This is a genomic window from Gordonia jinghuaiqii (assembly GCF_014041935.1).
GTDB lineage: Bacteria > Actinomycetota > Actinomycetes > Mycobacteriales > Mycobacteriaceae > Gordonia > Gordonia jinghuaiqii.
The window spans coordinates 568,271-581,374 of the sequence record NZ_CP059491.1; the positions used below are offsets into that span (position 1 = coordinate 568,271).

The window sequence follows — 13,104 nt, forward strand, 5'->3', positions numbered from 1 at the left end:
TCTCATGAAGGTTCGACCCCTCACCATCGACGGTGCCTGGGAGTTCACCCCGGTACTGCACGGCGATGCGCGCGGGCTGTTCACCGAGGCGTTCAAGGCCGATCTTCTCGCCGAGGTGATCGGTCACCGCTTCGACCTCGCGCAGGTCAACCTGTCGGTCTCGGCGGCCGGCGTGCTGCGCGGCGTGCATTTCGCCGACGTGCCCCCGGGGCAGGCCAAGTACGTGACCTGCCCGTCAGGTGCCATCCTCGACGTCATCGTCGACATCCGGGTGGGCTCACCGACTTTCGGCACCTACGACACCGTCGTCCTCGACGACGTGGACCGTCGCGCGGTGTACTTGTCCGAAGGGCTCGGCCACGCGTTCTGCTCGTTGGCGGACAATTCGACGGTCACCTACTTGTGCTCCACCGGCTACAACCCGGGTGCCGAGCACGGTATCAACCCGCTCGACCCCGACCTCGGCATCGAGTGGCCGACCGTCGGACGGGACGGTTCGACGCTGGAGTTCGAGCTCTCCGAGAAGGACACTGCCGCACCAGGATTGCACGAAGCCGCGGCGTCGGGGCTGCTCCCGCGCCACGACGAGGTGACCGCGTATCTGCGCTCACTCGCAGACCCGCAGCGCGACTGAGGAGTTCGTGCCCGGGAAGTTCGTGACCGGGGAGTTCGTGACCGGGGAGTTCGTGACTGGGGAGTTCGTGACTGGGGAGTTCGCGACCGAGCAGTTCAGGGGTGAGCCGCAACCAGGGTCAGCCGGTGGTGGATCGGCGGAACGCGGTGACGGCCCAGAGGTAGCCGACGACGAGGAACACGACGCACCAGCCCACGGCCCACGGCCAGCGACCGCTGATGTCGAGCCCCATGAGCAGGCCGCGCAGTGTGTCGGCTATCGGACTGAACGGCTGATACTCGGCGAACTGCCGGACGCCGTCGGGCATGCTGTCCGTCGGCACGAGCCCGCTGCCGAGGTAGGGCAGGAACAGCAGGGGCAGCGGCATGTTGCTGGCGCTCTCCGGGTTCGGTGCGACCACTCCCATGGCCACGGCGATCCAGACCAGACCGGCCGTCAGCAGCAGGAGCAGCCCGCCGGCCAGCAGCCAGTCGAGACCGCCCGCGTCCGAACGGAAGCCGAGCGCGAAGGCCGCACCGAGCAGGACGAGCACGGCGACAGCCCCCTGGATCAACGCGCCGACGAAGTGGCCGGCCAGGATGGCCGTCGGTGGGGTCGCCAGCGACCGTAGGCGATTGACGATCCCCTCGGTGACATCCTGGTTCACCGCCACCGCCACCGCGACGGTGAGGAAGGACGGCACGAAGAGGAGCAGGCCCGGCAGCAGGTAGTTGATGTACTTGCCGTCGAGCGGGCCGCCGGCGGCGAGGGCGCTCTCGATCGCGCCACCGAAGAAGAAGGTCATCATCAACAGGATGACCACCGGCATCGCGATGGTGGAGAACATCATGGTGGGGTAGCGCCGCAGCCTGATGAGATTGCGGCGCACCATGACCGACGAATCGGACAGCGTGTGGGCGAGAGTGGTGGACATCGGGTCTCCTAGTGGGTGGCGGCCGAGCGGCCGGTGATGGCGAGGAACACGTCGTCGAGGTCGGGGGTGTGCACAGAGATGCCGGTCGCCTCGATTCCGGCGTCGTCGAGAGTCGCGAGAACCTCACGGATGGCGTTGATGCCGGCCGCGCCGGGGACCGCGATGGTGTTCTCCTCCTGGCTGTCGACCGACGACGGGAACACGCGCCGTGCCCGTTGACGGTCGTCCGCGTCGGCGAAAGCGATCCTGATGTGACCACCGGGAACGAGCCGTTTGAGCTCGGTTGCGGTGCCCTGTGCGACGATTCGTCCGCGGTCGAGAACGGCGATCCGATCGGCGAGATGGTCGGCCTCCTCGAGGTACTGGGTGGTGAGGAAGATCGTCGTGCCGCCTCTGACGAGTTCGCGCACGGTGTCCCACACCGCCCGCCGCGACCGCGGGTCGAGCCCGGTTGTCGGTTCGTCGAGGAAGATGATCGACGGTTCGCCGATGAGTGTCATCGCCAGGTCGAGACGCCGGGTCATGCCGCCGGAGTACTCGCCGGCCCGGCGGTCGGCGGCGTCGACGAGGTCGAAGTCGGCGAGCAGCCGCTCGACCCGCTCGCGTGCCTGCTGCCTGGGCAGATGCCGGAGGCGGGCCACCATCGCGAGGTTCTCGCGACCGGTCATCAGGGTGTCGACGGCGGCGAACTGACCGGTCAGGCCGATCTGGGCGCAGATCGCGTCGCGGTCGGATCCGGGGTCGAGCCCGGCGATCCGTACCTCGCCGGCGTCGGGTTGGGCGAGCGTCGACAGAATCTTGACCGTCGTGGTCTTGCCGGACCCGTTGGGGCCGAGCAGCGCGAACACGCTGCCCGCGGGCACGGAGATGTCGATGCCGTCGAGGACAGTGGTGTCGCCGAACGATTTCATCAGCCCGGACGCGCTGATGACGGGTGGTCGGATCATGGGGTTTCCTTTCGGAGAGTGCATCAATGTATGCGCATATATGCATGTTTCGGTAGACGAACGTCTTGCGGACGTCGTCGGAATGGGTCTCTCGGGTGGCTTACACGTCGAGGTCTTCGACGTCGGGTGCCAGTGCGGCGGCAGCACGTTCGAAGAACCGCTGCGGCACCAACTTCCGGAGATCGTCGATGTCATCGACGATCTCGACGGTGTAGTCGCCCCAGTCGGGGAGTTCGGAGCTGAAAAGACTTCGGACGCTGGGGATTCCGGTCAGGTCCTTGAGCCAGTGGCCGGTCTTCTGCCGGTGCGTCACCCCGTAGTTGGCCCAGTCGACGAAGTGGACGGACAGCACGATCTTGCCGGTGCGGCCCTCGTATGCGGCGAGTTTGGTGGCGTTGCCGGTGTTCTCGTCGTACGCGGTCTCCTCGGCGAGGAGGCGCCCGAAGAACCGTTTGCGCCGCACGCCGTCGGGTCCGTCCCGGAGCACGACCTCGTCGTACCCCGCGTCGCGGTAATCGGCGGCGCGGACGTAGGCGCGCAGTGCCTCGACGACGGCGCCGGAGAGGTTGCCGCCCGACACCTGCTGGGCGCGCTCGAGGACTGCGACGTCGTCGTCGGAGACGTAGATGGTCTTGTTGGGCATGAACCCACTATAAGTAGACGTATACGTAGACGCAATGGCTGCGTGCAGTTCACGTCCGGATTCTGGAGGCCACCTCGAATGGGTCGGTCGAGGTCAGCTGTGGGTCGTGTCGTCGCGCCCGGGCCGGTTCTGGTCCTCTGCGTTCTGCAACGCGACTGCCCGCGCGAGGCGCGCGTACTTGACCTCGAGATCGCGGAACCGGAGATACGTCGACACCGTGGTGAACGCGAACGCGATGACCAGCAGGAACAGGACGAGGTCGAGGCCGCGCTGGATGCCGATCTTGTTGGCCACCCACGTGACGTCGTCCTGGCGCAGCATCGCGTAGAGGCCGAAGCCGACGAACGCGACGAACAACAGTTTGACGCCCGCCGACGAGCGGGCCGTACCGCGATTCACGACGAAGAAGCCGACGAGGGCGACCAGGCCGATGATCGCGAGAACCTGGAACCAGATCACCGTGTCCTCACTTCCTCATCCGGGTGTGGAAGAGCCCGTCGGCGACGATGTTGACCCCGTTGATGAGCGATTGTCCCTTGGCGCGCGAGTATTCGGTGTAGAGGATGGTGACGGGTTGTTCGGCGACGCGCCAATCGTGGTGATCGATCAGCGCGATGAACTCCGACGCGTGACTCATGCCGCTCATCAGCAGGTCGAGATCGTCGGCGACGGTCTTGTTGAAGGCGCGAAGTCCGTTGTGCGCGTCGGACAATCCGAGTCGACGGGTCCGCGGGCTGAGAAACACGATGGTGCGCAACGCCATCCGGCGCAGCAGCGGCACCGATTCGCTGCGGCCGTCGGCGAAGCGCGTCCCGACGATGATGTCGACCGGTTCGGTCCGTAGCCGGGCGATCATCGCCGACACATCGTCGACCTGATGCTGTCCGTCGGCGTCGAAGGTGACGAAGAACCGGGCGCCCGGCTGCTTGCGGGCATATTCGACGCCGGTCTGGATCGCCGCACCCTGGCCGAGGTTCACCGGATGACGCACCAGGTGCACTCCGGCGGCGCGGATCTCGTCGGCGGAGTCGTCGGAGCTGCCGTCGTCGACGCAGACGATGTTGGGGAAGGTCTCGCGTGCCTTGGCCGCGACCTCGCGGATCACCTGACCCTCGTTGAAGACGGGTACCACCAGCCACACGTCGGCATTGGTGATGGGGTCGGCCATGGTGAACAACCCTAACCCGGTGAGCGGCGCGCCTCGTCGCCCGGCACTCCTGACGCCGACCGGACCTCCCCGGCCCGGCTAGTCTTGTCGGGTGCCGATCGACGTGATGATGCCCTTCTACGGCGATGTCGCACAGTTCAAGCAGGCCGTGACCAGCGTCATCGAGCAGAGCGACCCCGAGCTGCGCCTGGTGGTGGTCGACGACTGCTATCCCGATCCCGAGCCGCGTGAATGGCTGACCTCGCTGCGCGACGCGCGCATCCACTACCTGCGCAACGACGCGAACCTGGGTGTCAACGGCAACTTCCGGCGCTGCGTCGAACTCGTCACCGCCGACTGGTTCGTGGTGATGGGGTGCGATGACATCATGCACCCGGACTATCTCGCGACGGTGCGGACGCTGGCGGGACATCATCCCGACGCGTCGGTCATCGCTCCCGGTGTCGAGGTGATCGACGAGAACGGGCAGCCGGTCCGCCCGCTGGGGGACCGGATGAAGTCGGTCCTCGCGCCGAATCGCGCGACCGTGCTGTCGGGGGAGCGGCTCGCGACGAGCCTCTACCGCGGGAACTGGACGTACTTCCCGTCGCTGCTGTGGCGGACGGAGGCAGTGCGGGAGGTCGGGTTCCGGCCGGGGCTGGAAATCGTGCTGGACCTGGCGCTCCTCGTCGACCTGGCCGGCGAGGGCGGCTCCCTGGTCTTCGACCCCGAGGTGGTCTTCTCCTACCGCAGGCACCGCGCCTCGGTGAGTTCGGTGCAGGCGGTCGACGGTCGGCGGTTCGCCGAGGAGAACCGGTTCTTCGCCGGGGAGGCGGAACGATGCGCCGCCCGCGGCTGGCGCAAGGCCGAGCGCGCGGCGCGACTCCATGCGACGTCGAGACTGAATCACCTGCAGGCCCGCGTCGGGGCAGGCCTGGGGCGGCTGCGGGGCTGAGCCACCGCAATCCACCCCCGAGATCAACCCCCCGAAGACCACCCTCCAGAACGGTTCCGACCGACATGTCGTCGGTCGTCCTCTGGAGGGTGGTTTCAGAGGGCTTCGACCGGGCCGGCTCGCAGTATGCCGACGACGTGCACGCCGAGTCCCACGAGCGGTCCGACGACGAGTGCCAGACAGGTGCGGGTCTCGACGTCGAGTGGCAGCAGCATCATCGCCACCGCCACGAGCGTCGCCACCCACCAGCCCGCCGCATACCAGCGGTGCGCGCCCGCGGCGACGGCGGCGGCGCCCGTCACGGTCAGCAGCGCCAGGCACGTCGCCCCGACCATCAGCATGGCGACCACGCCGCCGGCGAGATCGAAGTCGGCGCCGAAGACCGCGCGCAGCAACCACGGGCCCAGCAGCCACGCGCCGAGTACCCCGATGCCGCCGATGACCCCGACGATCCCGAGTGGTGCGGCGAGTGATACGACCCGGTGGTCCCGACGGTCGACGAACCGGGAGATCAACACACCCTGAAAGCTGTTCAGCGGCACCAGCAACGGTGCGCGCGTGAGCGTGACGGCAAGGATCAGCGCACCGATGACCCGCGCCTCGTCGGCGTCCGGGGTTCCCCGCAGGGAGGTGGTCAGGTTGATCAGCACCGGAAACCCCATGACCAGGACCGCGCTCGCGGCGGCCGCGGCCATCGCGGTCAAGGTGTTGGTGGTGAGTCGACGCCGGGGGACGTCGCCGCCGACGCCGACCGCGCGTCGGGCGGCGGACGACGTCAGCAGCAGCACACACCACGACGCCGAACCTGCGACGGTGATGATCAGGAAGGCGGTGGTACCCCATCCCGCGGCCACCGCGATCACGGCTCCCACCAGCCGGATCACCGCGTCGACCGACAGCAGCATCGCGAACGACGACCAGTTCAGCGTCCCCGACAGGGCACCGCACAGGTGCGCGTAGACGGCGAAGCTCGCGACACCGATCGCCAGCAACACGACCGACAGCGCGCGTTCGTCGGTGAAGACGTGACCGCTCCACAGCGGGGACGTCACCGCCACGACCGCGGCGAGTCCGACTCCGATCCATACGTTGACGACGAGTGGCCGCGACCGCGCGACCCCATCGGACGCCGCCGCGCGCACGGTCCGCGTCGTCTCCTGCAGCTGGCCGTTCTGCGCGCCGGTGACCAGTCCGTACGCTGCCCAGAAGACAGCGAAGACGCCGTAGCCGAGGGCGCCGAGATGTCGTGCGGCCAACAGCAACACCACATACCCCGACGCCGCGGCGACGACGGTTGCGACGGTGACGCGCCCGAGCGAACCCGCATCGAGGTCGTTGGCCTCGCCGGGCCGAACCGCGTCCGGCCTCTCCGGTGTCGCGCCGGTGGCCATCGAACCGGTCAGGACGGCCCCGGGAACGGGGGTAACTCGGGGGTGAAGAGCCAGTCGTCCCACAGGCTCCTGAGCGGCTCGGACGAGTGGGTGGCGGCGAGTGCGATGAAATCCTCGGTGCTCACCGAGCCGTAGCGGTACTTGTCGGTCCAACGATGCAGCAGGGCGAAGAAGTCGCCGTCGCCGATGGTCAGTCGCAGAGCGTGCAGGGTGAGGGCTCCCCGCTTGTACACCCAGTCGTCGAACATCTTGCGCGGGCCGGGGTCGGCAAGCGGCACGCGTACCGGTGTCGCGGCGAGCTTCTCGTAGTAGTGGCGAGCCCACTCGTCGGCGCTCCGGCCACCCGACCGCTGACTCCACAACCACTCGGCGTAGCAGGCGAAGCCCTCGTGCAGCCAGATGTCGCGCCACCGCGACGCGGTCACCGAATTGCCGAACCACTGGTGTGCGAGTTCGTGGGCGATGAGTCGCTCGGCGTGCTCGCTGCCGTCACAGTGATTGGCGCCGAAGGTGGAGAAACTCTGTGCCTCGATGGGGATCTCGAGCTCGTCGTCGGTCACCACCACCGTGTACTGCGGGAACGGGTAGGGCCCGAACATCTCGACGAACGCCGAGACCATCTCGGTCTGTCGCCCGAAGTCGATCGTGAAGTTCTCCTCGAGATGCGACGGGATGAGTCCGGTGACGGGAATCGGCTTGGCGGACAACGAGATCTGCTTGTACTGGCCGATCTGGATCGACGCCAGGTAGGTCGGCATCGGCTCCACCTGCTGGTAGACCCAGGTGGTCTGGGCCGCGCGGACCCGCTTGGACTCCAGAACCCCGTTGGCCAGAGCGTGATAGGGGCTGTCGGTGGTGATCGCGATGCGGTAGGGCGCCTTCGCGCTCGGATGGTCGTCACACGGAAACCACGACGCCGCACCGTTGGGCTGGTTGGCGCACAACGCGCCGTCGGTGAGTTCCTCCCAGCCGACCTCACCCCAAGGTCCGCGGATCGGCCGCGGCGAACCGTGGTAGCGAACCGTGATCGTCATCGCTCCGCCCGGCGGGAGAGGTGTGTCGGGTGTGACGGTGAGCTTGTTGCGCCGGTGACTGTAGCGGGCGCGCTTGTCGTTGACCGACACTCGCTGCACCGACAGCGAGTTCGCGAGATCGAGGGTGAAGCGGTTGAGCTCGGCGTACGACGTCGCGGTCAGGACGGCGGTGCCCTCGAGCCGGTTGCTCGACACCTTGTACTCGAGTTCGAGGTCGTACCGGGAGATGCGGAAGCCCAGGTTCCCGTTGTCGGGTAGGTACGGATCGAGCACGTCGGTCGGTGCGCCCAACAGGGGCTGCCGGGAGTTCCCTCGCGAACCCAGGCCAGACTTTCCCGGCACTCTCGACTCCTACTCCGTTCCGCGCTACTCGGCTGGTCATGTGCCGGCCGGCTCACCTCGTCGAACCGCGCCGCAGACGTTGTGTGAGCGGTTACGAGGCGGTTGCGGTTGAATGGCGATGTCCCGATTTCGTCGTATCGCCCGCGACGACGATGCCGTCACGGACACTGTGAGAGTACCTGGCGGCGGTAGAACCGGCCCGCCCGATCAATGCGAGGAGCAGGGAATGACTGGAATCAGCAGTGTGACGCAATTTCTCGCTCGACTCATACTCGGCATCATCTTCATCGCCCACGGATGGCAGAAGCTGGTCACCCAGGGGATGGACGCCACGAAGGTGGCCTTCGGGCCGGCCGGAATGGACGTGCCGTACCCCGAGCTGGCGGCGTATTACGCCACCTGGGTGGAGCTGGTGGGTGGCATCCTGCTGATCCTCGGGCTGCTGTTGCCGATAGTTGCCACATTGCTGATCGCGGACATGATCGGTGCCATCGTGTTCGTGCACTGGGACGCCGGATTCTGGAACGCCGACAGCGGCTACGAATGGCCCCTCGCACTGATCGCCGGACTCCTCGCGGTCGGTTTCACCACGGCCGGTCGTGCGGCCGCCGACAGCTACATCATGCCCCGGCGGCGTCGGGAAGTCGTCTGAGGCTTCGACGTCTCAGACGATCGCGAGACCGTCGATGGTCGTCGCACTTCTCGATGCCGTGCGGGCGTCGTCGAGTGCGGCGACCAGGCCGGTGATCATCGCGCGTTCCTCGTCGGCGTGACGCAGGCACACACCGTCGATGAGCCCGGGGCCGATCAGGGCGAGCGGGTCGGTCTCGTGGCGGTGGATCACCGCGGCGCCGAGCAGACGCTGCGCCTGACCGGGGTCGGAGTCCCAGAGCGCGTCGGCGGTGAGGAGATAGAGTCGGATGGCGGGCGGGTAGTCGTGCAGGTTCACCATCGCCCACGCCCAGTGTTTGGCGACGTCGACGGTGTCGGACTCGCCCCGGCCGTGCGTGCGCACGTACTTGCCGTGCAACTCGCGGCACAGATGGCTGGAGTCCGACCACAACGCCAGGTGCGACATGCACCGGACGCAGTCGTGCACATTGGACAGGTACATCGCCGAGTACGGTCCCTCGCGGCGTGACCTGATCTCGCGAAGCACGGAGAACTCGGCCAGCGCGTGGTCGTATTCACCGGCCGAGAGCAGGGCCTGGGCCTCGGCCTGCATTTCCTCGATCACCTTCGACATTGTCCTCGATCGGCGTCCCCGCCATGCGCTGTTTGATCGAAGTCGCACAATCCTGGCGGCGGTCCCGACGGACTGGCATCGTGGCAGGGGTGAAGGACGACATCGGCAGCACCCCGGAAGGTTCAGACGGCGAGTTCAGCCTCGACGAGGACGATCAACTGCAGCCTGAGGACACCCTCGACGACCGTGGCATCGACGACGTCCTCGACGAGGGCTACTCACCGCCCGACTACGCGCCGAAGGGCGCGGTCCACGGACTGACCGCCCGCGAGCAGGCCGACGGCGAGACGCTCGACGAGCGACTGGCCGAGGAGGAACCCGACGTCGGGGCGGTGGATCCGCTCGACGAGATCACCGCCGAGGAGCGTAGCCGAACCGACTGGCGCGCACACGATTCCGACACCGATGACGAGTTCGACACAGGCGACGAGGTCGGGGACCGGCGCGCCGGGAGGCTGATCGCGCCCGACGAAGGGTCGGGCATCGACACCGAGCCCGATGCCGTCGCCAGTGACGCCGGCATCGATGGCGCCGGCGCCTCCGCCGAGGAGGCTGCCGTGCACCTCATTCCGGAGTCGGAGCGGGAGCCGGATGGGGAGCCGGAGCGGTAGTCGGCGGGCCCGAGGCCACTTCGGTTGCGCCGGACCTACTCCGGCGCCTGCGTGGTGACTTGCGCGAGCGCGGCCACGATCGTGTCGCGGATGGCGTCGCTCGCCAGTCCCAGGCCGGTGAGGACCTCGGCCACCTTCTCGTCGGCGAACAGGCCGAGAAGTAGGTGTTCGGTGCCGACGTAGTTGTGCCCGAGGTCGATGGCGGCGCCGACCGTCGCCTCCAGGACTGCTTTGGCCGGATCGTCGTAGGGCACCACTGTGGACGCCTCGGCAGCGGGGATGTCGCGCGGGGCCGGAACCAGTGGTGCGGTCGCGCCGGACCACGTGTCCGCGTCGACGCCGAACTCGCCGAGAACGGCGAACACCAGCGCCTGCGGTTCGGTGCTCAGGGCCTGCGCGATGTGGCCTGCGGTCACATGTTCGGCGTGGTCGGCGGCGGCTGCGCTGTTGGCGGCCATCAGGACATTCGCCGCACGCGGGGTGAAGCGTGAGAACGGGTTCGCCTCACCGGCGAGCGCGCCGGCATCGCCCGATGTGGACACGCGGTCGACGAACCGCTTCTGAGCGGCTTGTTTGCTGACACCCATCCTCGCGCCGATCGCTGTCCACGACGCGCCCGAGCGGCGTGCCCGGTCGACGAAGTGGCCGATCAGGCTGTCGGCGACCTCGTCGAGATGCTGGGCGGCGAGCACGGCGTCGGCCAGCTGGTCGAGCGGGTCGTCGTGCACCGTGCGGATCGCGGTGATGAGGTCGTCGAGGCGGATCGGGGGCGGGTTCCGGGGCATGCGTCAACCATAGGTTGACGCATGCCCATCGTCAACCCCGGGTTGACGATGGGCCCGACCCGGGTCGGAGGTCGGACGCGAAGGTCACGATCGTTGACAGCAGCGGCGGTCGTCGTGACGATGGATGCGGAGATCGCCGAAGACGCCACCGCCCGCCCACTGACGTTCGTGCCCCACCCAGTCCTTGCCACGGGAGGTTTTCCAGTGAGCATCACCGAACCCACCGTCCGCCCCGGGGCCACGAGCACTCCGGGAGCCGGTGGCGCCAACGCCGACACCGTGCGCCGGTTCCTCGACGTCCGATCGCTGACCGATGCGCTGGCGCAGCGGCTGTCCGCGGAGGACCAGACGCCGCAGTCGATGACCGAGGCCAGTCCCGCGAAATGGCATCGCGCACACGTGACCTGGTTCTTCGAGGAGTTCATCCTGCGTCGGGATCCCGACTACGCGGTGTACGACGAGACCTTCCGGTATCTGTTCAACAGCTACTACGAGGCGGTCGGCGCACGACACCCGCGGCCCGACCGCGGCCTGGTCACGCGACCCGGCGTCCGCGACGTGACGCGCTACCGCGAGCACGTCGACGCCGCGATGGTCGAGGTCCTCGAGAGCGGACGGCTCGACGACGCGGGCCTCGATCTCGTCGAACTCGGCTGCAACCACGAGCAACAACATCAAGAACTGCTGCTCATGGACATCAAGCACCTGTTCTCCACGCACGCTTTCGATCCGGTGTTCCTCGACCGTGAACCGGACGAACCGGGTGCCGGAAAACCCATGGGCTGGCGGGCATTCGCCGGTGGTGTGCACGAGGTCGGGGCGCTGGGAAGCGGGTTCTCCTACGACAACGAAGGTCCCCGCCACCGTGTGTATCTGGAGGATTTCGAGATCGCCGACCGCGCGGTGACCAATGCCGACTGGCTGGAGTTCATGGCCGACGACGGCTACCGACGTCACGAGTTCTGGCTCTCCGACGGCTGGGCCCGAATCGGTGAGACCGGTTGGGACGCACCGGGTTACTGGCGCGAGGAGGGCGGCGAGTGGACGACGTTCACCCTGTCCGGCCGGCGGCCGGTGGTACCCGACGAGCCCGTCGTTCACGTGTCGTTCTACGAGGCGGACGCGTACGCGCGCTGGGCCGGTGCGCGGCTGCCCACCGAATTCGAGTGGGAGATCGCTGCCGGGGCACTCGGAGACGCACGCGGGACGCTCCTCGACCCCACGCGATGTCACCCCGGCAGCGCGGGTTCGGCAATGGTCGGTGACGTGTGGGAATGGACGTCCAGCGCGTACCTGCCGTATCCGGGCTTCGTGCCGGCCAACGGCGCGGTGGGTGAGTACAACGGAAAGTTCATGTCCGACCAGCACGTACTCCGCGGCGCGAGTGCGGTGACGCCTGCCGGTCACGAGCGGATCACCTACCGCAACTTCTTTCCGGCCCCGTCGCGGTGGGTGTTCTCGGGACTGCGGCTCGCTCGATGACCGTCGACAGCGAGGTCACCACCGGGCTTGCGGCAGATGCTCTCTCGGGCCTGTGGCGCAACCCGCCGACGCTGCCGACCAAATGGCTCTACGACGAACGCGGCAGCAAGCTGTTCGACGAGATCACCCGGCTCCCGGAGTACTACCCGACACGACGCGAAACCGCCATCCTGCGAGCACGTTCCACCGAGATCGCCGCGGCGACCGGAGCGACGATGATGGTGGAGCTCGGTTCGGGCACCTCCACCAAGACCCGGCTGCTGCTCGACGCGTTCGCCGGCCGCGGCGGCCGATTCACCTATGTCCCCGTGGACGTCAGCGCCGAGACGCTCACCGCCGCAGCCGAAGTGCTCTCCGCGGATTATCCGGGGATCGACGTCGTGCCGGTGATCGGCGACTTCACCGAACCCGATCTCGCACTGCCGGAGACCGACGGCCCGCGACTGGCGGTCTTCCTCGGCGGCACCATCGGCAACTTCGACCAGGCGGCCCGCGCCGAGTTCTACCGCGGTCTCGCGGCGTCGCTCACGCCGGGCGACTTCTTCCTGCTCGGCACCGACCTCGTCAAGGACACCGGCCGACTCGTCGCCGCCTACGACGACAAGTCCGGCGTCACAGCCGATTTCAACCGCAACATGATCGAGGTGATGCGGACCGGCCTCGACGCGCGCGGTCTCTACGCCGACGATTTCGAGCACATCGCCCGCTGGAATCCCGCGGAGCACCGCATCGAGATGTGGCTGCGTGCGCGCCGCGACATCGACGCCTACTTCGGCGTCCTCGGACGTTCGTGGAGACTGGCCGCGGGAACCGAGATCCACACCGAGATCAGCACCAAGTTCCAACCGCAGGCCCTGTGCGCCGAACTCGAGGAGTCCCGGCTGGAAGTCGCGTCGTCATGGACCGACCCGGCAGGCGACTTCCAGCTGACGCTCACGCGTCGGGGGAGTGTCTGACGCTCACGCGTCGGAGCC

The 13,104-nt window shown here is 67.8% G+C and carries 15 protein-coding genes; 6 read left to right on the plus strand and 9 right to left on the minus strand.

Translation table 11 applies throughout. The features are described from left to right. Nucleotides 1-4: 4 nt before the first annotated feature. On the plus strand, nucleotides 5-634 hold the full coding sequence (locus H1R19_RS02460; RefSeq protein ID WP_219850474.1) for a dTDP-4-dehydrorhamnose 3,5-epimerase family protein: 630 nt from the start codon (nucleotides 5-7) through the stop codon (nucleotides 632-634). A 118-nt stretch (nucleotides 635-752) separates the two neighbouring features. Here the strand turns inward: H1R19_RS02460 and H1R19_RS02465 are convergent, their stop codons facing one another. The 5 genes from H1R19_RS02465 to H1R19_RS02485 form a co-directional block, all read right to left on the minus strand. After that, entirely contained in the window at nucleotides 753-1,547 is a 795-nt protein-coding gene (locus tag H1R19_RS02465; protein WP_188331070.1) for an ABC transporter permease, read from the minus strand. A gap of 8 nt (nucleotides 1,548-1,555) precedes the next feature. Next, nucleotides 1,556-2,494: an ATP-binding cassette domain-containing protein gene (locus tag H1R19_RS02470; RefSeq protein WP_219850475.1), complete on the minus strand. Its 939-nt coding sequence runs from the start codon at nucleotides 2,492-2,494 to the stop codon at nucleotides 1,556-1,558. A gap of 100 nt (nucleotides 2,495-2,594) precedes the next feature. Next, nucleotides 2,595-3,137 (minus strand): EXLDI protein, encoded by a 543-nt coding sequence (locus H1R19_RS02475; RefSeq protein ID WP_219850476.1) that lies wholly within the window; start codon nucleotides 3,135-3,137, stop codon nucleotides 2,595-2,597. Between the two features lie 93 nt (nucleotides 3,138-3,230). Further along, nucleotides 3,231-3,596 (minus strand): DUF2304 domain-containing protein, encoded by a 366-nt coding sequence (locus H1R19_RS02480; protein WP_219850477.1) that lies wholly within the window; start codon nucleotides 3,594-3,596, stop codon nucleotides 3,231-3,233. Between the two features lie 7 nt (nucleotides 3,597-3,603). Beyond that, the gene (locus H1R19_RS02485; RefSeq protein WP_219850478.1) at nucleotides 3,604-4,305 is read right to left on the minus strand and encodes a glycosyltransferase family 2 protein; all 702 of its coding nucleotides are present in this window, start codon (nucleotides 4,303-4,305) and stop codon (nucleotides 3,604-3,606) included. Nucleotides 4,306-4,396: 91 nt separating this feature from the next. On the opposite strand from H1R19_RS02485, the gene H1R19_RS02490 reads away from it, so the two are divergent. After that, a complete protein-coding gene (locus H1R19_RS02490; protein ID WP_219850479.1) occupies nucleotides 4,397-5,239 on the plus strand; it encodes a glycosyltransferase family 2 protein in 843 nt (280 codons plus the stop codon). 95 nt (nucleotides 5,240-5,334) lie between these two features. Here the strand turns inward: H1R19_RS02490 and H1R19_RS02495 are convergent, their stop codons facing one another. Continuing rightward, nucleotides 5,335-6,630, minus strand: coding sequence for a polysaccharide biosynthesis protein (locus tag H1R19_RS02495; RefSeq protein WP_219850480.1), 1,296 nt, complete (start codon nucleotides 6,628-6,630; stop codon nucleotides 5,335-5,337). An 8-nt stretch (nucleotides 6,631-6,638) separates the two neighbouring features. Beyond that, nucleotides 6,639-8,006, minus strand: coding sequence for a M1 family metallopeptidase (locus H1R19_RS02500; protein ID WP_219850481.1), 1,368 nt, complete (start codon nucleotides 8,004-8,006; stop codon nucleotides 6,639-6,641). A gap of 226 nt (nucleotides 8,007-8,232) precedes the next feature. Between H1R19_RS02500 and H1R19_RS02505 the strand changes: the two genes are divergently transcribed. Then, complete coding sequence (locus tag H1R19_RS02505; protein ID WP_188331078.1) at nucleotides 8,233-8,658, plus strand: DoxX family protein; 426 nt, start codon at nucleotides 8,233-8,235, stop codon at nucleotides 8,656-8,658. A 12-nt stretch (nucleotides 8,659-8,670) separates the two neighbouring features. Here H1R19_RS02505 and H1R19_RS02510 read toward each other — a convergent pair whose 3' ends face one another. Then, nucleotides 8,671-9,252, minus strand: coding sequence for a hypothetical protein (locus tag H1R19_RS02510; RefSeq protein WP_219850482.1), 582 nt, complete (start codon nucleotides 9,250-9,252; stop codon nucleotides 8,671-8,673). An 89-nt stretch (nucleotides 9,253-9,341) separates the two neighbouring features. On the opposite strand from H1R19_RS02510, the gene H1R19_RS02515 reads away from it, so the two are divergent. Continuing rightward, nucleotides 9,342-9,863 (plus strand): DUF5709 domain-containing protein, encoded by a 522-nt coding sequence (locus H1R19_RS02515; protein WP_188331150.1) that lies wholly within the window; start codon nucleotides 9,342-9,344, stop codon nucleotides 9,861-9,863. A 35-nt stretch (nucleotides 9,864-9,898) separates the two neighbouring features. Here H1R19_RS02515 and H1R19_RS02520 read toward each other — a convergent pair whose 3' ends face one another. Next, complete coding sequence (locus H1R19_RS02520; protein ID WP_188331080.1) at nucleotides 9,899-10,648, minus strand: Clp protease N-terminal domain-containing protein; 750 nt, start codon at nucleotides 10,646-10,648, stop codon at nucleotides 9,899-9,901. A 204-nt stretch (nucleotides 10,649-10,852) separates the two neighbouring features. On the opposite strand from H1R19_RS02520, the gene egtB reads away from it, so the two are divergent. Next, the gene (egtB, locus tag H1R19_RS02525) at nucleotides 10,853-12,130 is read left to right on the plus strand and encodes an ergothioneine biosynthesis protein EgtB (protein ID WP_244970847.1); all 1,278 of its coding nucleotides are present in this window, start codon (nucleotides 10,853-10,855) and stop codon (nucleotides 12,128-12,130) included. Next, entirely contained in the window at nucleotides 12,127-13,086 is a 960-nt protein-coding gene (gene egtD / locus H1R19_RS02530; protein WP_219850483.1) for an L-histidine N(alpha)-methyltransferase, read from the plus strand. The genes egtB and egtD overlap by 4 nt, the downstream gene beginning before the upstream one ends. The last annotated feature ends 18 nt before the right edge of the window (nucleotides 13,087-13,104 follow it).